Genomic DNA, 25,502 nt, shown 5'->3' with positions numbered 1-25,502 from the left:
CCCTTGGTTGATTCGGAATCGATAGCAAAGACCCTGGTCGAAAGACTGGGGTTTTTTGTGTCTGAAATTTGGCTATCCACCTCTTTTTCTCCTGCCTAAATCCTGAATCCAATACAAATCCCTGTAGGAGTGAGCCTGCTCGCGAAAGCGGTGTGTCAGCTAATAATGTGCTGGCTGACACTACGCCTTCGCGAGCAGGCTCGCTCCCACAGGGGGGGATATCTATTGGTTCGGTAATCTGCTGCGGTGCCACGTCGCATTGATTTTTTGATTCTTTAGTCAAATTTTTGTAACTGGTTGTTTGCTGCGAGCGCAGAAACCTTTAAAGTTAACCTTTCGGTCAGCTTTGCACTGTCAACACGCCCTTTGTTTCGCCAGAAAGGGCTTCTGCAAGACTCGAGATTCCCCAGTAGATAACCAGAAGGGCGGACACATAACCGCCCAGAGGATGATCCATGTCCAACCGTGATATATCCCGGCGCTCGTTCCTCCAGGGCGGGCTGGTGGCGGGTGTGAGCGTCACGCTCACGCCGCTCAGCACCCAGGCGCTGGCTGCCTTGATGGAAAACACTGTCACCGTGCCGTCCGAAAAATGGCTCGGCAATAACGGCAAGGCGCGTCAGCGTAACGATGCACTGTCCAAAGTCTGCGGCAGCAAGGTCTTCGCCCGCGACATCCGCTCCAAGGACATGCCGGGCTGGCCTGAACAGCAAGGCCACGCCATGCTGCTGAAAACCATCAAGGCTGACCGCATCTACGCCGGTTACGACCTATCGTGGCTCGGCGCCGATTTGCAGCCGGACCGCATCGTCACCGCGGCTGACCTGGACAAGGACGGCATCGTCTTCCCGGAAGAGCACGCCCCGGATCCGTTGCTGCCGGAAGGCAAGGTGCCGATGTTCATCGGTCACCCGGTAGCGATCCTGATCTGGAACGATTTCGAGCGTTTCCGTCAGGCCAAGAACAAACTCAAATTCAATGACAAAGCGATTCGTTACGGTGCGAAAGTGCCGTTCTACGAAGGCGATCCGTATGGCAGCTTCCGCTACGTACGTGTGGGCGGCGCGACCTCGGCAGACGAAGATGAATTTGCCAGCCTCAAGGATTCGATCCTGTTCCCGATGCTGAAAAACCGTCGTCCAGTGTGGAATTCTCAGCCCAATCTGCATGGCAGCCTGACCGAGCGCGGCCTGTTCTACGCCGACCGCATGAAGAAAGAGATCGACACCCCGCCGGACAACTGGCTGGTGTTCGACGAGCGCTACAAAACCCCGTCGATCGAACCGGCCGCGATGGAGCCGGACAACGGCAATGGCTGGTACGACCCGAAAACCAAAACCCTGCACTTCGTCGTGGCCACCCAGTGCCCATTGGAAGCTGCGACCGAGACCGCGAAAATGATCGCGCCGTCGCGCTTCGGCCTCGACAACCTGAGCATGCACCCGGGTTACACCGTGGGTTACGGTTCCAAAGACCACAACATTTTCGTCTACTACGCAGCCCTTGCTGCACTGTACGGCGCTGGCGTGCCAGTGCGTCTGGCCAACGACCGCTACGAGCAATTCCAGAGTGGCATCAAGCGCCACCCGTTCGACATCCGCTACCAATTGGCCGTGGACAAGAACGACTACAGCTTCAAGATTTTCCGCGCTGACATGAGCGTCGACGGTGGCGGCCGGGTCAACTACAGCCCATCGGTAGCGGCGGTTGGTGCCACGGCGGCGCAGTCGATCTACTACATGCCGCAGAATGACCTGCAGGTCACCGCCTACCACTCGCGTGGTGTCGAGGCCGGTTCGATGCGTGGTTACGGCACCCTGCAGAGCATGGCGGCGACCGAAATGATGGTCGACGAAATCGCCAATCGCCTCGGTGTCGATGCCATCGACCTGCGTCGCAAGAACGCCCTGCGTTCGGGCATGAAAAACACCCAGGGCGCGATCCCCGCCGGTGCTTTGCGCCTGCATGAAATTCTCGACAAGGCCTCGGTGCACGAGGTCTGGAAAAACCGCGACGCGATCAAGAAACAGCGCGAAGCTGCCGACCCGGACAACTGGTACGGCGTTGGTTTTGCCATTTGCCAGAAAGACTTCGGCACCGGTTCCGAAGCGCCGATGGCCAGCATCGAATTCACCGCTGACGGTCGCATTACTCTGCGCCATATCGGCATTGAGATCGGCACCGGCATGTCCACCTCGCAAGCCTTGGTCGTGGCCGACTTCCTCGGCAGCCCGGCGCACGAAGTGAAAACCGGCGAAACCGAGTGGAAGGAAATGCAGCTGATCACCAGCGGCAATCCTTACATCATGAGTCAGGCCGAGCAGGACAACCTGCTGCGCAACCCGCGTTGGGTCGGCAAACTGGCTTCGGCCTCGTCGGCGACCAACTCGGCTTACTACTTCAGTCACGCTACCCGTGAAGCAGCGCGCGTGCTGTTCAACAACGGTTTGTGGCCGGCGGCAATGGAGATCTGGCGTCAGGGTCCTTACGGCGGTCAAGCCAACCCCTACGTCGTGCGTCGCGAAGATGCGCATTGGGTCAACGGCAAACTCACGGCCAACGGCATGCAGCCGTTGAGCTTCGAAGAGCTGGCCAAACACGCTCACGAGCGTGGTCTGGTGACCGGCGCCACCGTTCACGCATTCAACCGCTGGAGCTGGGCAGAAGCTGAATACAGCATCGACGGCGTGCGCGAGCGTCTGCCGCTGGATGGTCTGGCAGTGAAGTATGGCGATGGTGCGCCGAAGGCGAAGAAAGCGTTGATGACCACGTCTGGTTTCCATCTGTTGGACCGCCAGAACATCAATTATCCGGTTGTTCAGCTGAACAACGCTGCCGTGACTTACTACAGCCCGGTCGCCACGCTGGTCGAGCTGAAGGTCAACAAGGGTTCTGCTGAAGTCGAAGTGCTCAACCACCATTCGTGGGTCGAGTGCGGTCGTGTGTTGGTGGAAGAATTGGTCAAGGGCCAGCTCGAAGGCGGTATTGCCATGGGCATCGGCCACGCCTTGATGGAAGAGATGCCTCTGTACGAAGGTGGACCGGGAGAGGGTGACTGGAACTTCAACCGTTACCGTCTGCCGATGGCACGTCACGTTGCCGTGTGGAAACAGACGTCGGAGATTCTGCCGGCGCTGTCGCTAAGTGATCCGTCCAAAGGCATCGCCGAAGTGGTGATGATCCCGATTGTCGGTGCCATCGGTAACGCCGTGGCCCACGCCATCGGTAAACGTGTTCGCGATCTGCCAATCACTGCTGCGCGCATCAAGGAGGCCCTCAATGGCTAACCGTCCGCTTCAACTGACCCTCAATGGTCAATCCGTCGGCCCGGTGGACATCCCTGATGACCTGCCGATGATCGACTACCTGCACGAATACAAAAACCTCACCGGCTCGCGTCTGGGCTGCGGCCAGGGCATCTGCCACGCCTGTGTGGTGATCGTCGACAACCCGGACGGCACCAGCGAAGAAGTGCGCACCTGCATCACCGGCGCGCATTACTTCGAAGGCAAGAAAGTCCGCACCATCGAAGCTCACGCCAAGCGTGATGAGGCGGGCCAGGTCACCGAACTGAACCCGATCCAGCAGCGCTTCGTTGATGAGTTCGCCTTCCAGTGCAGTTACTGCGCGCCGGGCTTCGTCAACGCTGCGACCGTGCTGGTTGAAAAGCTGCAGCGTCAGCCGACCGTGCAAAGCAAGCTCGAACAAGTCATCGAGGACAGCCTCGGGCATCACGTCTGCCGTTGCACCGGGTACGTGCGTTATTACAACGCGACCCGCAACGTGCTGACCGATCTCGGCCTGGTCAAGGAGGGTTAAGCATGAAGCTTTTTCTGACCCGCCTGACCCTGGCGGTCGGCCTCGCCGCGCCGGTGTTGTTTGCCCACGCCGATGATCAGGTCAAACGCGGCGAATACCTCGCTCGCGCCGCTGACTGCATGGCTTGCCACACCGCAGCGGGTGGCGCGCCGTTTGCCGGCGGCCTGCCGATCGTCTCGCCATTCGGAACGATCTATGGCACCAACATCACCCCGAGCAAGGAGCACGGCATCGGTCTGTACAACGATGACGAGTTCTTCGCTGCGCTGACCGAAGGCAAACGCCGCGATGGCGCGAACCTGTATCCGGCGATGCCGTACACCTCGTATCACTTGATGCCGCGTGCAGATTCGGATGCGATTCATGCGTACCTGAAAACCATCGAGCCAATCGAGCGCGCAGCGCCGGTTACCAGCCTGAGCTTTCCGTTCAACGTGCGTCTGGGCCTGATGGGCTGGAACATGATGTACGGCAAAGCCCTGAAACTGGAGCCAGCCGAAGGTAAAAGTGAGGCCTGGACGCGCGGCCAGTACATGGTCGAGGTGCTCGGCCACTGCGGCGAATGCCACACGCCACGCGGCCTGCCGGGCGCGATGCAGTTGGATAAACGCCTGACCGGCGGCATCCTCAATGGTTATCTGGCGCCGAGTCTGCTGGCCACTGATCTGGCTGCGCGCGGCTGGAATGAGCAGGATCTGAGCACGTTCCTCAAGCACGGCATGAGTGCGCAGGGGACGATGTTCAATGAGATGTTCCCGGTGTTCCACAACAGCACCCAGGGCCTGAGCGATGCGGATCTGGCAGCGATGGCGACGTTCCTGCTCGGCGACCAACCTCCTGCAGCCAAAACGCTGGTTGAAGTGCCAGTCGAGAAGCTCAGCGCCAGTGCCCAGCGCGGTCGTCAGGAATACCTCAACGTTTGCGCCGGTTGCCATGCGGTTGGTGGCGAAGGCAAGCCGCACATCGCGGTGGCCATGCGCGGCAACACTACGCTGCGCCTGGAAGACCCACGTAACCTGTTGCGGGTGATCGAAGATGGTATTGGCGAACAGAAGTTCTCCGGCTTCGAGCATATGCAACCGATGCCGGGTTTCGCCGACAAGCTCAGTCCTGAACAGCTGACGGATCTGCTCAACTATCTGCGTCAAGGTTGGGGTGGTCAGTCCGCTGAGTTGGCGGTGAGTGAGGTGCAGAAGCTGCAAGCCGACGCACCGTCCATCGAGCACAAGGCGCACTGACATGCAGCATCTCGATCTACAAGTGGTGCGGCGAGCGCTGGAGTGGTCGGTGGCGGGGCAGCGCATCTGGCTCTGCACCGTGCTCACCACTTACGGTTCGGCACCGCGTGCGCCGGGTTCGCTGCTGGCGGTGAACGATGGCGGACAGTGGATCGGCTCGCTGTCCGGCGGTTGCGTCGAGGAAGATTTCCTGGAGCGCGTCGCCGAAGGTGCGTTTCTCGATGCGGTCAACGTCGTGCGTTACGGGGAAGGCGACGATCCGCGTTCGCGAGTCAGCCTGCCTTGTGGCGGCATTCTCGACGTGCTGGTTGAGAAATTTGACGCTGACTGCGAGGTGCAGGCGCATCTGCGTGAATTGGAATCGGCGCTGCTCGGTCAGCGTCGCTTGATTCGCGAGGTCGATCTGGTCAGCGGTGCGCGCAGTTTGTTCGCTGATCGCGAGCAGGGTGCGCGGATCGAGCGTGAGATTGATCGGGTGCGCATCCGTGTCGGCGCGGCACAGCGTCTGTTGCTCGCCGGCTACTCCAGCGTGGCGCAGGCGTGTGCCGAGTTTGCCGTTGGATTGGGTTTTGATGTGATTCTCTGCGATCCGCGTGACGAGGTGCTTGAAGGCGTGGTGCTGGATGGCGTGGAAATTCGTCGGCAATTGCCGTCGGTGTTTATTGCTGATGGTGGCTGTCATCGTGATACGGCGGTGGTGGCGCTGACGCATGATCCGCGCATCGACGACCTGGCGATGATGGAAGCAGTGCGCACCGAAGCGTTCTACATCGGCGTGATGGGGTCGCAGCAGACGTCGCAGAAGCGCTTCGAGCGGTTGCGTCGTATTGGTGGCTTGGGCGAGGCTGAGCTGGCGCGGATTCATGCGCCGATCGGTCTGAACCTCGGCAGCAAGACCCCGGCGGAAATTGCTTTGGCGGTGCTGGCCGATATCCTGCGCATCCGCAGCGGGATTGCTCGGGATCAGCTCTGAGTGCTGTATTTAATAAAAAGGGCCGCGACCAGCGGCCCTTTTTTTACATCCCGAATTTATCGCGTAGCCCGTAATACCACGCACCCAGTGCGGCAAACGGCGTGCGCAACAGTTGCCCGCCGGGGAACGGGTAGTGTGGCAAGTCGGCAAACGCATCGAAGCGCTCAGCCTGACCGCGCAGCGCCTCAGCCAGCACCTTGCCTGCCAGATGCGTGTAAGTCACACCATGGCCGCTGCAACCCTGCGAGTAATAGATGTTGTCGCCCAAACGGCCGACTTGCGGCAAACGCGACAGGGTCAGCAGAAAATTTCCTGTCCAAGCGTAATCAATCTTCACATCCTTGAGTTGCGGGAAAGCCTTGAGCATCTTCGGGCGAATGATCGCTTCGATGTTCGCCGGATCACGCGCGCCATACACCACGCCGCCGCCGAAGATCAGGCGCTTGTCGCCGGTCAGTCGGTAGTAGTCGAGCAGGTAGTTACAGTCCTCGACACAGTAATCCTGCGGCAGCAGCGCTTTCGCCAGTTCATCACCTAGCGGTTCGGTGGTGATCACTTGCGTGCCGCATGGCATCGATTTGGCCGCCAGTTCCGGCACCAGATTGCCGAGGTAGGCGTTGCCCGCGACGATGATGAATTTCGCCCTGACTTTGCCTTGCGGTGTATGCACCACCGGGTTGGCGCCGCGCTCGATGCGCACGGCAGGCGATTGTTCATAGATAGTGCCGCCGAGGGATTCAATCGCCGCCGCTTCGCCAAGCGCGAGGTTCAGTGGATGGATGTGCCCGCCGCTCATATCAAGCATGCCGCCGACGTACTGATCGCAGGCAACCACTTCGCGGATGCGGCGTTGATCGAGCAATTCCAGTTGTGTATGGCCGAAGCGCTCCCAGAGGCGCTTCTGCGATTCCAGGTGGCCCATCTGCTTGGCCGTCAGCGCGGCGAACACGCCGCCGTCCTTCAGGTCGCACTGGATGTTGTACTTGGCCACACGCTCGCGAATGATCCGGCCGCCCTCGAACGCCATATGTCCGAGTAGTTGCGCCTGCTTCGGGCCGACACTGCGTTCGATCACATCGATGTCACGGCTATAACTGTTGACGATCTGCCCGCCATTACGCCCGGAAGCGCCGAAACCGACCTTGGCCGCTTCCAGCACGGTGACGCGAAAACCGTTTTCCAGCAGAAACAGGGCAGACGACAATCCGGTATACCCGGCGCCGATCACACAGACGTCCGTCTCCACATCATCCTGCAAGGCAGGGCGGGGCGGTACGGCATTGGCCGACGCAGCGTAATAGGACTCTGGGTAAAGGGTGTTCGCCATCCTGCAGCCTCTGTTTAATATATTTTACGAGTGCGTCGATCCTACCCGAGTTGAAAAACCTCCGCTAGCCACCGGAAAATCTTCGCCAACGACCCGAAATTAAATATTTTGCATATTCATAGGGTTAGGTGAAAAAAAGGTGTTGACACCCCTCCGGAATTCCGTAGAATGCCGCCTCACAGCAGGCACGTAGCTCAGTTGGTTAGAGCACCACCTTGACATGGTGGGGGTCGTTGGTTCGAGTCCAATCGCGCCTACCAAACAAAATCCGCTCTGCTGGGCGGTCTGGAAGGGCTCACCGAAAGGTGGGCCCTTTTTTGTTGTCTGGGGTTTCTTCAGAACGTTCACAAAATATCGGGTTCGTTCACACTGGGCAATGTGAACGCTGATTTCCGTGGGTTTTTGGCGTGCCGCAAGCAATGGCGCTTATGCCTGCGGCTACTGCTGAGAAGGGTGGTAAACAAAGCTGTATAGCTTATTTGGCGAGTGCGTATCACTCGATTGCGGCTGGCTCTGAATCATTTCCTAGCATTGGATGATCGCTGCCACTTGGCAGTTCCTCTGCCCGAGCTTGAGCAGTCCATGCAATTCCAGCAAGCTCTTTCATTCGATCAACAAGCGGTTTGGCGTTTGTTCCCAGCTTCCCGAGCATCACTCCGGCGTCACCTACCAAAGCGTAAAATCTGCTGAGGTCGGAAACCTTTTTGTGCATCTCCCTCTGCATTTCTTCCAGTCGCTTCAGAAGTCGCTGCTTATGATCTGCATCCAGTTCCGTGTTCGCGGAAACCAATTCTCTTAACTCATTCAGCAGTTGTTGAATTCGCTTAAGGTCGCCATCAGTAAACTCATAGCCGAACGCGTTATTGAGGGTGACGGAGAAATGGTTTTTCATCTGGTCGAGCTTTCGCTGGTTCGTGTCAATCCGTAGCTTAGCCTCAACCTGATGCTTCACTTCAACAAGGAATCTTTGTAGTTGGGAGCACGTTGTTTTCAGAACTGAGTTTATGGTGGGGGGGAGTGCGTTGACGCTTATGCGTCCTGTCTCTGACAAGCTGGATACAAGGGCATAAGCCTCAAGCATTATCTCCTCGTCGCGGTCCTCCCATTCGCCTTCGTCGAACGAAAGTACAAAAGTTAATGCTTCGATGGTTCCGGCTAGCGGATCATCCATCACCTTATCCAAAATTTCCTGTGGTATCCGCATACTCTTCCTTGCTTTTCTGCTGTTCGTTGTTGAAAGTGATGCTATATAGCCACAGTCATAGGAAGTATTACCAGTGCAGGTTTGGGGGCTTGGCTAGTGATTCACTTATGAGCAACTGTAAGAAACGGTGTGGCCTTCAATTCCCTTCTCAACATCTGCCATCAGGAAGTACACGATAGCGTCTCTTCTGGCTGAATCGCACGCTCTTGGATTGTTGCACATGCGATCTAGCCGGGTATCCGCACAGCCATAGCCTTCAGTGCAATGGCGAATCGTGATGAGGTGGCGCGTGCGTCATTGCTCACGGGTGGTTTCATTCCTGCATTCTGAATCAGGCTGTCAGCATTCACTGTCGTGCAAGTCAGTCCCAGGAGCAGTGCGAACCCTGCGATCAAGTTTTTCATTGGTTACTCCATGTATTGTGTTGAGTGGGTCGAGGCGTCTTCTGAGCCTAACTTCCCTTGGCGGCTCCGTAGACCAGCGTAGTAAGCCCGCTTATGAATGCCTTCAGAGGGTTATCTCGGCAGAACTTTTCTACCACTAGCATTGCGTCGTTCAGGTTGGCAGTGCCCAGCACATTACCTCCATTGGGTAGTGCCACGTTCTGCCCTGTGATGTAGCCAGCGGTGTAGTCGAAGTAGCGGGTGTACTCCGGTGTATTCAGCGAGCGTATGAAAGCCCCGCAAGTGTTCGTAGTTCCCAGCCCGTACACGACAACAGGAGGGCCAAATGTCTCAGGTGGGTCCGCTGCTTGAGAGGCGACCGAGAATGAAAACATTGCGCTTATCAGAATGGGCCGCACCATCAGTTTCTCTCCTTGGGGTATCCGTGGGCTGTCGCCCTCGCCAAAGAGTAGGCAATGTCGAAAGATTGTTTTTACACAAATCCCAAATTGCCCAAATTTTTGATGAGCACTTTCAGGAAGAGGGGGGCGTTCTGAGAAATATAATCTGGAAGCCGTCACGGCGAGCTAGGTGTTAAGCAAGAAGCGACGGGCTCAAATAAAAAGCTGCGGAATCTTGAAATAAACCTAGGTCGCTGGAAGCTCCTACAGCCTCAGAACGAGTCGTTGAAAGCGAGCATCAGACGACGTATTGCCGTTGGTGTGAACTAACTGCCACGAGAGGTACGCAAGCCTTTGGTGTTAAGGCAATAGGCTACTGACTGGAGCGTATTCACTTTGTTGTAGACACAGGCGAGCAGGTGGGGTTGTAAGGCTGCCTAATGGGGGTTGACGCTCTTCAAGCGCGGTCATTGGCGACTGTGATGCCTGCGACAGCACGACCCTTGGTGAGCGCATCAGCACGGTTTTGCACTGTACTGCAATCGCATCTCTGACGACTCGAGCCAGTCAAGACGTGTTCTAGGTGACGACAGGACACGCCGAAGGAGTAGGATCGGGTGACGCACAAGGAGGTTCACCATCATGAAGATGTTATTTGCAACAGCGCTAATGGCATCCGTGCTGGGCAGCGCACCAGTCACCTCTGCTACGTTCGACGGCAATACATGCCTTGGCGACTGCTCGGGTCATCAGGCCGGGTATGACTGGGCTGAGCAAAACGATGTTGACGACGAATCGTCATGCAGCACGCCATCACCCTCATTCAACCAAGGGTGTGAGTCCTACGTCGAAGAGAACGCTGCCTCTGTGTCTGATGATGAGGATGATGAGGACGAATAACCAAGATCGCTTTCCACAGAAGCTAAGAACTACCGCAGAGGAGGCGACATGACAAAGCGTCTGGTGCAGAAGACTGCCAAGAAAAACATTCACATTCACAACGACATTTCCAACACAGCTAACCACCTCAAGAAACGAATCGAGGAAATGGAAAGGGCCGGGAATCGCGAAGGTATAGCGTTAGACATCACTGCTTGTCTCGTGATGCTGGCATTCACATTTGAATCGCGGCTCAACTTCATTGGTGAGAAAAAGGTGGATGGTTGGATTGAAAGAGATCGCTTCCCCGAGAAGTTGAAAAATATACAAAAGGCACTGAATCTTGCGCCCAACTACTCGGTACGCCCGTACTCTTCCGTCAAGCAATTGCAGGACTTCCGCAACATCATTGCACACGGTAAGCCAAGCAAGGTTGAGGTAAATGAAGCGGTAGATTTCCAGCCGGGCGCCGACTACGACGACTTTGATCTTAAAGGCGCGTGGGAAGCTTTTCTTACCACTGACTTCATGCGGCAATGTTCCGACGACATCGATAAAATTTGGAATGAATGGCTTGCGACGGCAGAAATCGACCTGCATGAAACGCTTACTCATGGCGAATACAGCATTACTCTGATGGAAAAAGCCCCTGTTTCGGGGGGGGACTGATCGTTTGGGGAAGAAACTATTCTCGCAACCCCGCCAAAAACCAAGTTGGCAATCGGTGTTCAACCGCGTGCTGATGATGCTGGGAAACTCTATAGGGATAGCTACACCGCTCGACCAAATGAGCACGCGCGTTGCAAGCATGTTAAGTGCGAAAAATTCCGATCCTGATCGCGCCTCTGTTGTGTTTGGTGTTAGCGTTAGTGAAAATCAAATTTCATCACATAAACAGAGGTGAGGGATGCCTGAAAAAATTGCTTTTCACATGCCAGGAAATTTGACATTCCTCACCACCGATTCCATTCCTGAGCATATGATTGCAGACTGGCAAAAAGAAGTTCTCAAGGAGGGTAGGCATTCGGAAATAATAGCTACAACAAATGAGTTTCTCGAAAAAATAAAAAGCTATGAGCTGCACGATGCGCTAGGTCTTACTGCGCTCTATACCTTTATAAAGGCTGTCATAAAGGACGGGCATAAGTCCAGCTATCCTGAACATGCTGATCTTGAGGTCTTGCAGGCACTACTGCTTGGCTATGAAGGAGTTCTTTCTAAGAAACCGCTTCCTCGTAATGAAATAAGCGAGTTTTGGTTGGAGTTAATGAAGCAGAACTATGCTGCGTCGCACAATAATAAGAGAAAAGATCAATCCCCTATTGAGGTGCTTGCAGATAGCCATATTGCGTATTATCGAAACCCATACGGTGACGATTTTTTTGACAGGATGCTTGTTGAAATCACTTCCGAGTATGATAGTCGCTATTTGAGAACTGGGCATTTTGCGACTGCTGGCAAACTACTTGTTTTCATTAGAAAAACTATATGGGAAAGATTTCAATCCTTCTACGGTCTTTGGATTGAGATGTTTGGCTATAGTCGAAAGCGACTAATAAGTGAGATTTCACGATATACCCAGCTAATCGAATGCGAAGAGCCGATAAGTGATTGGAAGTCGGTCAGTAATACTTCGCTTAGAAACCACCTTAGAAATCTTGTTGAGGATCATGCAGTAAAGAATATGTTTAAGCTTGATCATGATTGGATTAAGAATTCAAATTTCGATTGCGATTTATCAATAGCTATCTTGGACAAGCTGAGCCTGTCTAGGCTAGAAGGACTTGAGGGGTTTAACGGGTTATGTAGGTTCAACCCTATAGCTGATCGTCCCTTTATCAAGTCTGACGACGGTTATTCAATCTACTGCCTTTTGACCTTGATGAGTCTTCCATTTTCTTCATTGTTGACGATTCTGGACAACAATCCAGATGCGAAAACTAAAATGGAAAAAATCCGAGGTTTTTTCGCCGAGCGAGAAACGGCACGAATTCTTAATGAGGCTTTTCCCTCAGCCAAACACGTATCCTCCGGGTATTGGTTTAGAAACAAAGAAGAACGAATTGAGTCCGATCTTGTAGTTTTGGTCTCACGACATTTGTTGATATTTGAAGCAAAAGGTGCACTTATAACTGATCGTATGAGGTCGGGCGCGGCTGGTGCCGCACAGCAGTTTCTTAAAAAAACATGGGGGAAGTCGACTCAGCAGGGCGCTGCTTTATCCGATCATCTTAAATACGCTAAGCAGTCCGTGAATATTGTGGATGGCAAAGGGGTCGTGCAATTAGTTCTTGATCCAAATGAAATACGTACGGTTTCACGGTTTAGCGTTTCACTGGAGCAAGTTGGTCCGCTAATGAACTCGCCAAGAATGTTACGTGATCTAAACATCATTGATGAGGATATGCAGCCAGCACCATGCATTATACTTTCCGAGCTGGCGAATCTTCTTGAAGTGCTGAGGGATGAATTGCATCGGTTGCACTATTTGACTCGCCGCTTCGCAGTTTGCAATAGAAATCAAATTTTCGGGGACGAAATGGATGTGTTTTCCATTTACCTACGAACAGGCTTTGCCGGGCTACTTGCATCCGAAGATTTTATGATGATTCTCGGTGAGTCCTACCAGCTATCTGAATATAAGCGGCAAGATGGTAAGTTGAAAATCCCCAAGGATAGCGCGTTGCGAAATTCATCATATTTCGAGTCGCTTCTGTCTTTGATGCGAACAAGAAAGTCCTCGGCTTTATTAGAGGTAGGGCTCTTGATATTGGATATGCCGTACGAAGAGCAGTTGACTTTTGAACGTGAGATAAAACGACGCTTCATAGGTAAGCCTAACGAGTGCGATACGCCTGTCGTATTCTCGACAATACGTGGGTTGCTAGGTGACTTTACAATATGCGGTATTTATATGGATCGGGATATTGCCTATCCACTCCGGCAACAAATGGCCTTAAACACGCTTGCTTCCATTGGCGGGGAGTGTAAGGCCGTTGAAGGTTTCGCGTTTGCCAAGTTGAATAAGAGCTCGGCCCCTTACGATGCGTTGTACTACGCTGGAAATTTATTTTCCGGAGATGTTAGGTAGATTTACCCGGCTTCGTGAACAGGTGTTTTATCAATATTTTAGGTCAGATTAATGGAGCTAAAGGTACACCTTAGATAAGTTAATTAGAAATCATTATGTTGGATAACGACGTCACTTCCCCAGAATCTGAGTTGGCAATCGGTGTTCAACCGCGTGGTGATGTCGTGCGTACCATAGAGCCACAAGCCTCAGCTCCAGCAGCGATTCCAGGTGCTCGTGTTAAACGAGATGTCCACGAGGTTAGGTGGATAATCAGGTCAGAGCATCAACGATTTATCCACATGCGTGATTCTGGCAATATTTAGGGTGGGTACGTTGGCTAATGAGCGACCGGTATGTTCGCTAGTAATCCCCTCAGAAAACACATCACAAACATACTTTTGCAGCTTGCTTTCCAAACTTTCCCACCAAGCGGGATGCATATATATATTTTCGATCAAGCTGATCATAAAAATCGCGAGGTGGTCTGATGTAAGGTTTTTTTCTGCAAATTGTTTTATAAGTTTATGTGCGGTAGTGGCGTGCTCTTGTAGCCACGAAATAACTATATAGCCTTTCTCTGTATTCGAAAAAGAATTGATGACTATATAGTCTGGAATATCCTTAACATTTTGAGAGAAGCGCTGTATCGACTTTCCATCAAAGCCAAATTTTGGAGCTACAATAGCGCTTCCCATTATGGCTGGTGGTCGTTCCAGTTCGAATACCACATGTTTTAGTTGAGAGGCTTTCTCTTCTGTAAACATCATGTCTAGCTTGCCTTTTATATACGCAAGGTCGTTTTTTGTCAGGTCATTTCCGTTGTAGGCGCTTCCCGCAAACTGCTGGAAGTCTATTTGCTGATTTAGTGGGAGCCCTTTATCAAAGCCTTTAACATCATGGAAAACCTTCGAGGCGGCACTTTTAACATATACCTCACTCGAAACTGCACGATAAGCCACAAGAAAACAGTGTTCAGAGTTAATGCCAAAAGCACTGTCTTCAATGGGGGAAAACAATGTTTTGTCGTGGTGAGAGCAAAAGCCAGTAAAGGTCGAAGCTTTATTGATTCCTATTTTTGTAGGACTAAGCTTTCCTGCTTTTATGTTTTTCTGCGCGTTAGAATAAAATGATAAAACATGACCATCAACTGATATCTCTTTGAGTGAGGAGCTTTTGGATACTGTATGTGCGTTTATTATTTTGTTGGTGCATTCTGAACGTAAAGTTGGCGGCACGCTGCACGTTTTCGACACGTTGAACTTTTTCAAGGTTTTGTAAGCGTCAGCAAGACTAGCGGCGGGCTGCTTCTCACGATCAAGATGGCATTTCTTAAACTTAAGTTTTGATCCGCACCAGCATGGATCGTTGCGTCCTAAATTCATTTTTACGCAGACTCCTTTCTATTGAGAAATACCAAACCCTTGTATTTCGGAATCTGATTCTCAGTCTAATGGGTATTGTGCTGCTGTGAATTTATTGCTCTCACTTCAACAGGTCTATTTTCTTCTGCTCTTCAAGCTTCTTACGTTGAAGCCAAAGACCCAAATACGAAGTGCTGTTACCGGTATGAGTAAATATATAAATCAATGAGCTGACACTTGCACCAGCAAAAGCAATGATGATTCCCCACTCATCATTCCTCGGCATTCCTTTATCAACCATCAGATAGCCAAGGGTTAGCAATGAAGCAATGTTGAATAATATTGAGATAGTTTTCATTCTTCACTCGTTGATGGAGTCGTGATACCCAACGATACTGGGCGTGAGCGTTCGACACGGCGGATGATAGCTGACTACCTCAAGCAATGCACCACGGATAAATCTGCTCCCTGAAAGGAGCTTGCTCACACCAAAGGTCTGTCATCCTGCACAACGGTTAAACTGAAGGTGTGAGCAAGCGAGAGAATTTTACAACACTCTTACTTTTACCCAAAACTCTAATCCTCCCTATTTTGGAATCTCGACTTCAAGTTGAAATCAGAAGTCCACGCTGATGAAATCCGGTAGTGAATGTTTGGATATCGGTCTGACGTTTCCAACCGGCATGACAATGTGGGCCGCTGAGTGCCCAATCTTTATCAGAATCCGTAGGATGATGGTCTTTATGCGGTCTGAGGCTGCGCAGGATCGCGTACAGGCTGTTTTAATGCGATGTGATTACACGGCGCACTGCCTTGCCGTTTATCGTTGCTCTGTGAGCACTACAGAAAAAGTAAGGTTGAATCGCTCCATCACACGTTTAACTGCCATTGGTGAGAACTTATTACCAAGTGCTATTCCTTCATGGCACGTTGAACAGACGACAGTGATACACCAAGGGATTCAGCAGTGACTCTGTAGCTCTTACCACTAGCAATGCAAGCACGGATATCATCATTGGATACCGCCTTGGTGCGTCCCTTGTAAACCCCTTTGGCCTTTGCTTTAGCGATGCCTTCACGTTGACGCTCTTTTATCATGGAGCGTTCAAACTCAGCTACAGCACCCATCACCTGTAACATTAGGTTCTGACTGGCATTCGTTTCACCAGTGAACTCAAGAGACTCCTTGTGAAACTTGACTGACACACCTTTGGCATTGATGTCTTTGACAAGGCTCAGGAGGTCTGGGAGGCTGCGAGCGAGACGGTCAATAGAGTGCACGTGGATAACGTCACCTTCACGCACAAACTCAATCATCTGTTGTAGCTGGGGACGGTCTGTTGTTGCACCACTCACTTTGTCTGTGAATGTCTTGGCGAAGGTCAGGCCATCAAGTTGACGGTCGGTATTCTGGTCAGCAGATGAAACTCGAATGTACGCAACGTCAACCATTTGGTGTACCTCTGTAGTCATAGGGTCTAGAGGTTTTCATTGTGTGCCTGTATCAAACTGAAAACAACCCTATGAATACGCGTTTTTTGTATTCACCGACTAGTGGTCATGGACTAAACCCAATTGAACACGACAATCATGCTTGCCGTATTCGATTGATGCCGTCGCTGATTGCTTGGGCGTTGGTGTCCAACACCTGAAGCGAGCCCAACACGTTTTCAGCCACGTATGCGCCTCCTTGGCGTGTTGCCCAGCTTGCAAGCTCTTCTAGCGCAGCAGCGATCCCATGTTGGTTGTGCAGCAACAGGGTCAGTACATCAGCTGTGGTGATGTTGTTGTCTGGCATGGCTTTCGTCCTTGATAGGTGATGTAGAGATCGTAGTTCAGCACATGGGTACGGCGTATAGTGGCATCTGAGGTGAAATTGATATACCAGTCATGGTTGATGGCAACACCGTGTAGCGGAGGTCACAGCATGTCTGTGATGAGCTTCATTCAGCATCTGATAACCAAGCCAGTTGGTATGGTGCGTTCGCTCTAGGTCAACCGTGTGAAAGCCGCTACCACTGTCTGGTTTGGATGCCATCATGGATAAGGTTTCCGCCAAAAGTCTATACCACGTTCATCACCGACTTCGACGTGGTTTTGTCTTAGATTCAATCAGATTGCTTTCATCTGTGAGGGAATCTAGGGAGAAAGTGAAACGTGCTTAACCGAGAATGGTTGAAGGCCAGGTATAATCAGGGTTGTGGGACATTACCGCATACACATCAGACTGTTCTGACTCTCTGTCACACCTGATTTTGGCTCTGATAATAATCCTGTTTCCCTGATGATTGTTCAAACTTGTTTCTGTGTGTTTTCACACAGCAGATTGCTGACATGTTCTGATTGTCAATCAGAAATAACTTCTAGAGTTTATCAACTCTAATACATAGACATGATAGCAAGCTGAACGGAGTGAAGTGCTCTTAGAGAGGAAAGGGTGATAAACCCCTCTCGCTTTTGAACTTTCTTCTGTGAATACAGAATATGCACTTCCTGTCGTATGCGACAGAATGTTCGCTCTAAAGAGAAAATGCTTTTTGGTTTGAGAGGTCTAGCCTCTCCTCTTTCTTGATTTTACTAATACACATTAGCGTGTGTCCCACACAGAAGATTATACTATTCTCATTAACCTATTCAAAGCTTACGCTTTAACGGCCCAGTCGTTCGCTTTCGCTTTCTCTCTCTTTCCGTCGTTAATTAAAAAATGATCAATCGTGACCAAGCCTGGCTTACTGGTCACGTACGCAGGGTGTTCACCCTAAAAAAAAGCATCGTTCGCTTTGCTCTCTTTCTTTCCGACGTTAATCCGCTCGTCGGAAATCGCGTAAGGCTTTTCCATAGCTGTAGTAGTCGCCCTGTCGATAAAGCTCAAGTATCTCATCGGGTACTTGTTTGAGAGGGCGATATGTCTCAAGTCTCGTGATGTAATAAGACTGACTAACCTCAACCTCGGCATCAGCACTGAGACGCTCGAGAGTTTTGGGCTGGCTACGCTCGAGGTATTTGATTATTCCGTGCGCTACGAAGCGGGCAGCCTTAATAATTCTTTCAGATTGACGTTTTTCATATCCGAGTTTTTGTAGCGGTTCTGTTTCAAAAGTGGGCAGCCAGAGAGCAGCACGCACGTCCTTCATCGAAACATTAGAAACATTCCGAGATTGTCCTACTGCGGTGAGGGTGCTACCAAACAGAATATCATCAAGCCACTCTGGTCTTTTTTTCTCTGCCAACAGAGAAGGGAGAATCACAGACACTGGATTAACTGTCACGATACGTGGACGACCGCGCTTTCGCTTGAGTGTTTGATCGTGGCTTATGCAGGAGTCGTTCGCTGCTACTAAGGGCGTATTGAGCGCGTTCGCCAATGAATGGGCTGTAGCTTGTTGTTGCATAGGTTTTCTCCTTGATAATGTTTTATTTAATAGGCAATTCCTCACGGTAGCTGCCAGTGGGTTTGGGCGAAGTTAAGATATTCAAGCCGGTCTAAGTTTTCGTCTCCAGCGAATGAAAACATTCTCTAAAAATGGCGTCAAGCATCTTTATCTTTTCTAAATAAAAAAGTTTTCTAAAGAAAACGAGTTCTGTAAATGAAGTCGGCTATACTCGCATGAGGAACTGACGGCAAGCAAAAGCCCTGCACAGCCCTATTGAGCTGTCTGGGCAATGGTGGGTAGGGTTGCATTGGGAAACTACCTGTATCGCGTTATACGAGGTTCTGTCTGGTGTCGCGGTCGGCGTCTGTCACTGGATCATTCGGTTACTCAGGAATGACCAACGGAGTAAATGTATTTAGCACTTCTTTGTCTATCTCTGACATTCGTCTGCTGCGAGCGTCATCAACCTTCTTTTGTTCTTTCGCTTGCGCTGCTTGAATAAGTTGTTGACGTAGCAAGTCTTGATATCGAACTTGTTCACCTTGCAAGAATTCAACATACTCAGCTTTCACTCGCACTCGGATGTCATCAATATCTTTCTGCTGTTTGTTATCTGGCTTGATCATCCAGCACGAATGATTGAGTGCTTCGTGCGTGACACCTTGGTTGCGAGCGACTCTATAGTCCTCTGCAACTTTCGAAGCTACCAACTCAAGAAAGTCATGAGGCAGTGGTGATCGTATAAATTCCATACACTGAGTAGTACCCCGATAAACATTTACCCAGCTATCAACACGAGCTTCGAATTCAGCATTATCCCATTTAGGCGGGACCCCCTTCACAATGATTTTTGCATCAGTCATTTTTCACTTCTTCCTTTTCCGTTTAATAAAATCTAGCATATTCTTAATGGTGGTTATTCTGTATTGCTCGTCACGATCTAGTTGAGTGATTGTGATGGCTGCACCATCATCAATATTCTGTGCAATCTGAGTGATATGTTGTCGTGCCTTTTCCTTTGCATGTCGCTCAAAAGCTCTCGCAATACCACGACTGAAGTAATCCGAATTAGCACTCATAGCAATTCATTCTTGTTATTCATTTTCTTCCGATCAGTGTCTCTTAGGTTGTTTGCAATCGTCGTTAGCATTACTTGGAGTGTGTGTTGCTTATTTGTGTAGCCCGTACGATCCATGATGAACTCAAGCTGTGCGACCGCCCTGTCGTTCAATTGCACTCTCATTGCTTACATCCCGCAATTGCTTGAGCTTGTAGATGATCACTTACCGACACGCCACCAGCTTCAGCATTACCTTTAATAACTTCATAGTCGGTGACGCTAAATATCAACTTAACTGAAATCATTGCTGATTGCTTTGCATACCAAATCCGCCAGCGGCAAGTATTTGAACATGTTCGGGCATGACTCCTTTTATTGGCTAGCGCTGTTCCGCAACTGGAACATTGTTTTGTTTTGGACATAATAGACCCTCCGTTGGATTGGTGGTAATAAAGGCTTGGTGTTTGTTAAGCAGTCTGTTTTCGAGACATTAAAAAAGGTCTAACCGTTAAGTAAGACCTTTTGAAATTAGGGGGGCTAAGGACATGGCTAAGTTTGGAAAATGGTGCTCAGATAGGCGGTGTTGCCTCTCTCCTTATATGTACCATTCTACACTAGCAAGCGCACTTTGTCAATATGTTGAGCAACTTTGTCAAGCGCTTTCTTCAACTATCTTTCAGTATAAAAGTTGCTTTCAGTATAAAAGTTGAGTTGATGTCGCTTGGCAGCGAAAGGTGTCCCAATGCTTCGACCATAGCTTTTATCGGGATACGGCTGCCGTAAACACCGATGGTGACGGCAGAGTCTTCGTGACCAGCGATACGCTTGATCAGGGAATCTTGTACTCCAGCATCCCGTAGGTCATCGATCATTGTGTGACAGAAACTGTGAATGGGTTTCGTTGGGTTCGTGGCTTAGCATGCCGCATTGGAGCTGACGAATCATTTGGAAGGGGAGAGGCAGCCAACTCCTATCTCATCATGGCTGCCCGCCCTGTTTGATCAGTCGATCAGGTGCAGCACGTCCCTAACATTGAGGTGGGAGTATCGCGCCACGGATCGTGTATCTCTATGCCCTGACACAATCATGATCTGAGCATTGTTGAAGCCTTTCTTTGCAACGTTGGTGATTCTGGTGTGCCTGAGTTGATGTAGCCTGACACTGCTGTCTAAGCCAGCCTTCACACGTGCCAAGCGCACGGCTTGAGTAACGGCGTGCGGTGTAACTGTAAACACTTGACCGTTTGGGTGGCGTGCCACAATGGCACAAAGTTGGGCGAGTTCAAGAATCTCTACCGCACGGTGGGTGAGGGGAACTGACCGTGTACCGTTCTTCCCGTCGATAACATCAGCGATACGGTCCTTGAGGTGGAGGCAGTCTTTTGTCAGCTTCAGAATTTCGGATCGTCTCATGGCAGTCTCATAAGCCAGTTCAACGATGAGCTTCATGGTGGGTGAGAGCTTCGCCAATAGTCGCTCAAGCTCACTCGCTCGGATCACCTTGTCAGAAGATCGGTCTGGCTTCGGTAGGGCGATATCACTCACAGGGTTGTGAATGTCGATCAGCAATCCGCGTTTAGCGAACCTGTAGAAACGTGACATGAATGCAAGCTGCGTCCTGCACGTCGATGGCTTCACTTTTTTCAGTCGCATGATCTTGAAGTCGTTGATCATCTGAGGCGTGATTTCGTGAATGGGCTGCGTGAAGTGTCTGCCCAGATGCTCCACGATTTTCAGTGCGTGGTCGTAGCTGCCTTTGCCCTTGAGCATGGTTTCGCAGTAGGTCATGCCCAGCGTATATATAGTGTGATGCTTGCGATCCACCGTCACGGCTTCGATCTGTCTCGCCCATAGTTCTGCTTCGGCCTTCGTGCTGAAGGTCTTTGACTGGGGGGATTTACTTTTAACCCGTACCTGAGCGTTCCAGTTGCCGGATGGGAGTAAGCGAAAATTAGCCATTTTTGACGCCTCATGATGTGAATGGGCGTTCTGAGAAATCCAAGAGCAGCAGGGCTCGGAGCTCGCTCCTAGCAGACCTTGACATGGTGGGGGTCGTTGGTTCGAGTCCAATCGCGCCTACCAAACAAAATCCGCTCTGCTGGGCGGTCTGGAAGGGCTCACCGAAAGGTGGGCCCTTTTTTGTTGTCTGCGATTTGCAAAACTTTTGCAAAACCCTCCGTAGAGTGCCAGTTCGACTCCGCGCTTAATCGATCTCCGGGCATTCCAAATTCCATGAGTAGACCTTCATGGTTTTTATATCTTCGCCCACGGTTCCTGCTCCAAGGCAGGTTCTCTGTTCGGTGTAGTTGAGCTGATGTGTTGAATTCCCATGGTGCAGGATTCAATTTCTACGAAGCCTTTTCTCTTTACGATGTTTTCTACGCCAAACTTCCCTGAGCAGGTCGGGTGGCGGAAGATTGAGGAATCGCCGTTCGTCGCCAGCGTCCTTTGAAAAAGTGTGGATATTGAATAGGTTACGATTGTTACTAACCAGCCAGTTATCAAAAAAATGTTGTTACTGTTCGTGGAATTAAGTAACATTCGCCCCGCGTTCACCACCACGGTTTATGCATTTTTAAATCCCAAGCTTCCATCAGCTGCTTGGGATTTTTTTTGCCTGCGATTTGGCATCTGCTGTTTCAAATTCTCCTCGCAATGCCTCATCGCGCCCGACGATTCCGTCGCAAGCAAATCCCTGCTTTTTCGACTACTACTGACTGGCCGATTTTCAACTCTTTCTGGTGGAGGTGTGTCGATGCTGGTTCACTGGTTTCTCGCAGCTGTTCATCTGCTGGCTTTTGCTTTGGGCTTTTGGGCGGTTCTGACTCGCGGGGCGGCATTTAGTCGCCTGGCTGCCGGTTCAGGCGAGGCCAAGCGCGTTTTACTGGCCGATAACCTGTGGGGCATTTCTGCGTTGATTCTGCTGGTGACAGGCGGGATGCGGGCTTTTGGCGGCTTTGAAAAAGGCACTGACTATTATCTTCACCAGTCACTGTTTCATCTGAAGATGACCCTGTTTGTGCTGATTTTGATTGTAGAGCTCGCCCCGATGATCACGTTGATCAAGTGGCGGATCGCATCTGCGCGCGGCGCGGTACTCGATACCGGGCGCGCGAGGCTGTACGCCCGAATCAGTCATGTCGAGGCATTGTTGCTGGTGCTGATGGTGGTTGCGGCGACGGGGATGGCGCGTGGCGTGACATTCGGTTAGAGGGCAAATTCTCTGCGGTCTATCGGAAACGTCCGACAGCCAGCCAGGGGGAGGGCAGGTAGTATCGTGCGGCAAGGGAATAGAGGGGGGAAGTAGAATCGGCTTATCGTGTCAGGCGCCGTACCCAGCAGAGTGGGGAGCGGATGGCAAAACGGCGCATGAAGCTCTAGCCAGTCATTCCACAAGGTAAACGGACTGGCTACTGACTGCGAGGCGGCTCAGGGAGTTTGTGGTTTGTCCGGGGCGGTCAGGCCAGCCTGAATGCGCTGGTAAATCTCTTCTCTGTGCACGGCAACGTTTTTCGGAGCGTTGATACCAATGCGGACCTGTTGGCCGCTTACGCCCAGAATGGTGATAGTGATGTCATCACCGATGTTTATGCTTTCACCGACTTTGCGGGTGAGTATCAGCATGGTCTTCTCCTTGATTGCTTTGTAGGGCACCTGATTCAGACAGTGCAGAGGTCGGTGGTACGTATAGATTAGTGCGAAGTCTCACGGTTTGGGTGCCTCTTTCTGACGCGCAGATGCGGCATTAATTCCCAGGGCGTAACTATACAGAGGCTGCAGGCATCAATCTCGTTGTTTTGTGCCCATTTTGCGGGGCTCGCGAAGTATTTATGAATGATAAGATCGCGGCTTTGAGAATTTCGAGGAAAGCGTTGTGCGCAAATTGGTTTGGGTAGTCGCGGCACTGGTATTGGCAGGGTGTGGTGAAGGCAAGAATGCAGACGCACCAAAACCACAGTCGGCAGCAGTGACGGCGCCGGCGGCGGCCGCTGCACCACAATGGGATCTCGAAGTGCGCGGTGAAACGCCACAGGCTATCAGCGACCTGAGTGGCTGGTTGATCGAGCACGCCTTCGTACCTACGGTGATCAAGGACAGCAGTGGCAAAGCGCGAATTCTGATTGGTCCTTTCAACTCGCAAGCCGACGCTGAGGCCCGAAAAGTACAAGTGGATGCTGCTCTGGTGAAAGCCAAGAAGCAGAATATTGAATCGGTAGTGATCGAGCACCCGATCACGCCGTAAACGCTGCGTTTCAGCGGAGCGACCTAAAGGACCTTGGATGTGGCTCGTCTTATACGAGTCAGTCACGATTTTCCGAAGGAGCTCCGCATGGCCTCCGCCAATCCTTACAAGCTGTTCGACGTCATCCTGCATCGCAAAACCTTACTCAGCCCGCACATGATGCGGATCACGCTGGCCAGTCCTGCTGTTAAAGAAATGGCCACTTGGGCGCCTGATCAAAGGGTGAAGCTGTTTTTTCCTGCGGCTGATGGTTCGCCTGCCAGGCTTGCTCAGGGAGAGGGTTGGTACGCCCGGTTCAAGGCAATGATTGCCGATCGACGTCCGGCCATGCGCACTTACACCATTCGCCATTTGCGTGCAGAACAAGGCGAAGTGGATATTGATTTCGTCCTGCATGGCGAAACCGGACCTGCTTCGCGTTGGGCGCTTCGGGCGCAGCCCGGTGATTCGATGCAGGTTCTCGCTCCGGATCGCCGGTTTTCAGCACGGGACGCCGGAGGATTCGAATGGAAGCCGCCGCAGACCCTCAAGCAGGTTTTGCTGGTCGCCGACAGCACCGCGCTACCTGCGGCCATGGGCATTCTCGATGAGTTGGCCGCTATGGCCGAGCCACCTCTGACTCAAGTGTTTTTCGAAGTCGACAGTGTCGAGGATATGCTGGCAGTTCCCGATTGGGCCGGGCTGACGGTGCAGTGGCTGATCCGGGACCAGGCCAGCGCCGGTACGTTGATGGCGGCGGCGGTACAGAAAGTCGTTCCAGCCATTCATGCCTCATCCATCGGCAAGGCTGTCGAGTTGGCCGAGGTCGATATCGATAAAGAGATTCTTTGGGAAATAGCCGAGACAGCCAGTGAGGGTTTCTATGGCTGGATCGCTGGAGAAAGCGCTGCAGTGATGAGCCTGCGCAGATACCTGATCAAAGAGTGCGGGATCCCGAGGGAGTCGCTCAACCTGATGGGTTACTGGCGCTACAACAAGGCGGGCAGCTAGCCACAAAAAAGGCCTCGGACATGACGTTCGAGGCCTTTTCGTTTAAGTGGTCGATCAACCGCAGGCTTTCATATTCACCGGACCGACAAATTCATTGCCGCGCCCCATCACGCACGCCACGCTCTGATTGCGCTGGCGCTCCCAGTCTTGCACCGGGTAAGTCTTGTCCCATGCCTCATACAATTGCCGATCCTGCTTCGACAGGCGCAAGCCGTACTGCTTGCTCATGTAGAAGTATGTGCGGGCAATCATGCCGCGAATCGACGGGCGAGGCATGACCTTCTTCGCCTTGAAGTCGACCTGGGTCAGGCACGAACCGTATTGCCCGGATTGCACTGGCAGCCAGCCGTAGCTGAAATTGCTGCGATCGCCATTGACCTCGCCAATGCTCGGCACCAGGTTATGCAGATCGGCTTCAGCCTTTTGATAGCTTGGGTCGTATCGGGTGCAGTTCTTGCGGCCGCCTTCCTGCCAACACTGACGCTGATGGCCGAACTGCCAGGCCGGCACGATGTGTTCCCATTCAATACGTGACGCACGTTTGGCATTCTTGCGCGGTACGTAACCGCAAGCCTTCAGGTCAACCTTGTTGCCGGTGTACTTGCACCCGCAATAAAACTCTGTGGACTGCGGTGCATAAAGCTTCCAGGCAACCTTCTTGGCTTCGGTAAATGTGCGGGGGGCGCCAGCCTGGGCACCCATGGCGATGAACAGCAACAGCAGAGCAAAACAGCGGACACTCATTGAATCAATCTTCCTTCGGCACAACCCAAAAAATCTGCACGCCACCGTCGTCGCGATAGGCAAGGGTAACGTTGTCGTTCTCGTCGATTTCCTCGAGCAGGCGCTCCCACTCGTCCATCGGCTCGTCCGGCAGACGGAAGATCAGTGCCGCTTTGGCTTTCTGTGCGGTGGGGGAATTGATGATTTTCTGAACGCGCATGCCCATGCGTTCGTAAGCGTCAGGAGCATCAGGGGAGGTGGCCACGAGGTTATCCTTATTAAGCTGTACGTGCATACAGTATTTAACTGTAAGCATTTTCGCAACTGCTTAAAATTCAAGAAAATCCTCTGACAGCGCTTTTCCGATTTTGGTGTAGGTCGTGTCGAATTTTTTGTGGGAAAAGTGCGAGAGCGTTGTGAGCGATGCACCACCCGCCCGACAGGCGAATGGCGCA

Annotated in this window: 24 protein-coding genes, 1 tRNA gene and 1 pseudogene; 11 read left to right on the top strand and 15 right to left on the bottom strand. The window is 51.9% G+C overall.

What is annotated here, in order from left to right:
• Positions 1-455: 455 nt before the first annotated feature.
• From ACOYXE_RS12660 to ACOYXE_RS12645, 4 genes are read left to right on the top strand one after another with little or no spacing between them, the layout of a single operon-like run.
• Positions 456-3,287: a xanthine dehydrogenase family protein molybdopterin-binding subunit gene (locus tag ACOYXE_RS12660; RefSeq protein ID WP_460929503.1), complete on the top strand. Its 2,832-nt coding sequence runs from the start codon at positions 456-458 to the stop codon at positions 3,285-3,287.
• The gene (locus ACOYXE_RS12655) at positions 3,280-3,819 is read left to right on the top strand and encodes a (2Fe-2S)-binding protein (RefSeq protein WP_160057155.1); all 540 of its coding nucleotides are present in this window, start codon (positions 3,280-3,282) and stop codon (positions 3,817-3,819) included. The genes ACOYXE_RS12660 and ACOYXE_RS12655 overlap by 8 nt, the downstream gene beginning before the upstream one ends.
• A gap of 2 nt (positions 3,820-3,821) precedes the next feature.
• Positions 3,822-5,057: a c-type cytochrome gene (locus ACOYXE_RS12650; RefSeq protein WP_160057156.1), complete on the top strand. Its 1,236-nt coding sequence runs from the start codon at positions 3,822-3,824 to the stop codon at positions 5,055-5,057.
• A gap of 1 nt (position 5,058) precedes the next feature.
• Entirely contained in the window at positions 5,059-6,030 is a 972-nt protein-coding gene (locus ACOYXE_RS12645; RefSeq protein WP_460929500.1) for an XdhC family protein, read from the top strand.
• Between the two features lie 43 nt (positions 6,031-6,073).
• On the opposite strand, the gene ACOYXE_RS12640 is transcribed toward ACOYXE_RS12645, so the two are convergent.
• Positions 6,074-7,357 carry an NAD(P)/FAD-dependent oxidoreductase gene (locus tag ACOYXE_RS12640; protein ID WP_405121972.1) on the bottom strand — a complete coding sequence of 428 codons (1,284 nt, stop codon included), beginning with the start codon at positions 7,355-7,357 and terminating at the stop codon, positions 6,074-6,076.
• A 183-nt stretch (positions 7,358-7,540) separates the two neighbouring features.
• Here ACOYXE_RS12640 and ACOYXE_RS12635 point away from each other — a divergent pair.
• Positions 7,541-7,617 (top strand) — tRNA-Val (locus tag ACOYXE_RS12635).
• Between the two features lie 233 nt (positions 7,618-7,850).
• On the opposite strand, the gene ACOYXE_RS12630 is transcribed toward ACOYXE_RS12635, so the two are convergent.
• On the bottom strand, positions 7,851-8,561 hold the full coding sequence (locus ACOYXE_RS12630; RefSeq protein WP_460929498.1) for a hypothetical protein: 711 nt from the start codon (positions 8,559-8,561) through the stop codon (positions 7,851-7,853).
• A 1,426-nt stretch (positions 8,562-9,987) separates the two neighbouring features.
• Between ACOYXE_RS12630 and ACOYXE_RS12625 the strand changes: the two genes are divergently transcribed.
• From ACOYXE_RS12625 to ACOYXE_RS12615, 3 genes are all read left to right on the top strand, one after another.
• Positions 9,988-10,245: a hypothetical protein gene (locus ACOYXE_RS12625; RefSeq protein ID WP_460929496.1), complete on the top strand. Its 258-nt coding sequence runs from the start codon at positions 9,988-9,990 to the stop codon at positions 10,243-10,245.
• A gap of 48 nt (positions 10,246-10,293) precedes the next feature.
• Positions 10,294-10,893, top strand: a complete 600-nt coding sequence (locus ACOYXE_RS12620; RefSeq protein WP_460929494.1) for a hypothetical protein — start codon at positions 10,294-10,296, stop codon at positions 10,891-10,893.
• Positions 10,894-11,131: 238 nt separating this feature from the next.
• A complete protein-coding gene (locus ACOYXE_RS12615) occupies positions 11,132-13,315 on the top strand; it encodes a hypothetical protein (protein ID WP_460929492.1) in 2,184 nt (727 codons plus the stop codon).
• Positions 13,316-13,572: 257 nt separating this feature from the next.
• Here the strand turns inward: ACOYXE_RS12615 and ACOYXE_RS12610 are convergent, their stop codons facing one another.
• The 10 genes and pseudogenes from ACOYXE_RS12610 to ACOYXE_RS12565 all read right to left on the bottom strand — a co-directional run bounded on the left by ACOYXE_RS12610 (position 13,573) and on the right by ACOYXE_RS12565 (position 21,050).
• Positions 13,573-14,679 carry an SEC-C domain-containing protein gene (locus tag ACOYXE_RS12610; RefSeq protein ID WP_460929490.1) on the bottom strand — a complete coding sequence of 369 codons (1,107 nt, stop codon included), beginning with the start codon at positions 14,677-14,679 and terminating at the stop codon, positions 13,573-13,575.
• Positions 14,680-14,779: 100 nt separating this feature from the next.
• Positions 14,780-15,016: a hypothetical protein gene (locus ACOYXE_RS12605; RefSeq protein ID WP_460929488.1), complete on the bottom strand. Its 237-nt coding sequence runs from the start codon at positions 15,014-15,016 to the stop codon at positions 14,780-14,782.
• A gap of 554 nt (positions 15,017-15,570) precedes the next feature.
• Entirely contained in the window at positions 15,571-16,110 is a 540-nt protein-coding gene (locus tag ACOYXE_RS12600) for a recombinase family protein (protein ID WP_460929486.1), read from the bottom strand.
• A gap of 136 nt (positions 16,111-16,246) precedes the next feature.
• A complete protein-coding gene (locus tag ACOYXE_RS12595) occupies positions 16,247-16,456 on the bottom strand; it encodes a hypothetical protein (RefSeq protein ID WP_460929484.1) in 210 nt (69 codons plus the stop codon).
• 1,003 nt (positions 16,457-17,459) lie between these two features.
• Positions 17,460-18,050 (bottom strand): hypothetical protein, encoded by a 591-nt coding sequence (locus ACOYXE_RS12590; protein WP_460929483.1) that lies wholly within the window; start codon positions 18,048-18,050, stop codon positions 17,460-17,462.
• A gap of 365 nt (positions 18,051-18,415) precedes the next feature.
• Positions 18,416-18,895, bottom strand: coding sequence for a hypothetical protein (locus tag ACOYXE_RS12585; protein WP_460929481.1), 480 nt, complete (start codon positions 18,893-18,895; stop codon positions 18,416-18,418).
• Between the two features lie 3 nt (positions 18,896-18,898).
• Positions 18,899-19,111, bottom strand: coding sequence for a hypothetical protein (locus ACOYXE_RS12580; RefSeq protein WP_460929480.1), 213 nt, complete (start codon positions 19,109-19,111; stop codon positions 18,899-18,901).
• Between the two features lie 160 nt (positions 19,112-19,271).
• Positions 19,272-19,514, bottom strand: a complete 243-nt coding sequence (locus tag ACOYXE_RS12575; protein WP_460929478.1) for a hypothetical protein — start codon at positions 19,512-19,514, stop codon at positions 19,272-19,274.
• Positions 19,515-19,757: 243 nt separating this feature from the next.
• Positions 19,758-20,003: pseudogene (locus ACOYXE_RS12570) on the bottom strand (hypothetical protein); the annotation flags it as partial.
• A 90-nt stretch (positions 20,004-20,093) separates the two neighbouring features.
• Positions 20,094-21,050 carry a tyrosine-type recombinase/integrase gene (locus tag ACOYXE_RS12565; protein ID WP_133338767.1) on the bottom strand — a complete coding sequence of 319 codons (957 nt, stop codon included), beginning with the start codon at positions 21,048-21,050 and terminating at the stop codon, positions 20,094-20,096.
• A 796-nt stretch (positions 21,051-21,846) separates the two neighbouring features.
• Between ACOYXE_RS12565 and ACOYXE_RS12560 the strand changes: the two genes are divergently transcribed.
• Entirely contained in the window at positions 21,847-22,302 is a 456-nt protein-coding gene (locus ACOYXE_RS12560) for a DUF2214 family protein (protein ID WP_160060067.1), read from the top strand.
• A 218-nt stretch (positions 22,303-22,520) separates the two neighbouring features.
• On the opposite strand, the gene csrA is transcribed toward ACOYXE_RS12560, so the two are convergent.
• Positions 22,521-22,715 carry a carbon storage regulator CsrA gene (csrA, locus tag ACOYXE_RS12555; RefSeq protein ID WP_003179932.1) on the bottom strand — a complete coding sequence of 65 codons (195 nt, stop codon included), beginning with the start codon at positions 22,713-22,715 and terminating at the stop codon, positions 22,521-22,523.
• Positions 22,716-22,965: 250 nt separating this feature from the next.
• Here csrA and ACOYXE_RS12550 point away from each other — a divergent pair, with 250 nt between their 5' ends.
• The gene (locus tag ACOYXE_RS12550) at positions 22,966-23,334 is read left to right on the top strand and encodes an SPOR domain-containing protein (RefSeq protein ID WP_160057159.1); all 369 of its coding nucleotides are present in this window, start codon (positions 22,966-22,968) and stop codon (positions 23,332-23,334) included.
• Between the two features lie 87 nt (positions 23,335-23,421).
• Positions 23,422-24,324, top strand: coding sequence for a siderophore-interacting protein (locus ACOYXE_RS12545; RefSeq protein WP_160057160.1), 903 nt, complete (start codon positions 23,422-23,424; stop codon positions 24,322-24,324).
• Between the two features lie 54 nt (positions 24,325-24,378).
• On the opposite strand, the gene ACOYXE_RS12540 is transcribed toward ACOYXE_RS12545, so the two are convergent.
• Both ACOYXE_RS12540 and ACOYXE_RS12535 read right to left on the bottom strand, forming a co-directional pair.
• Complete coding sequence (locus ACOYXE_RS12540; RefSeq protein WP_034152754.1) at positions 24,379-25,068, bottom strand: endonuclease; 690 nt, start codon at positions 25,066-25,068, stop codon at positions 24,379-24,381.
• A gap of 4 nt (positions 25,069-25,072) precedes the next feature.
• Positions 25,073-25,342: a DUF1654 domain-containing protein gene (locus ACOYXE_RS12535; protein WP_166219800.1), complete on the bottom strand. Its 270-nt coding sequence runs from the start codon at positions 25,340-25,342 to the stop codon at positions 25,073-25,075.
• Positions 25,343-25,502: the final 160 nt, after the last annotated feature.

The organism is Pseudomonas sp. MC6, from assembly GCF_054790575.1.
The sequence above is the reverse complement of the archived record's forward strand: the minus strand, read 5'-3'. Positions and strand labels throughout refer to the sequence as shown.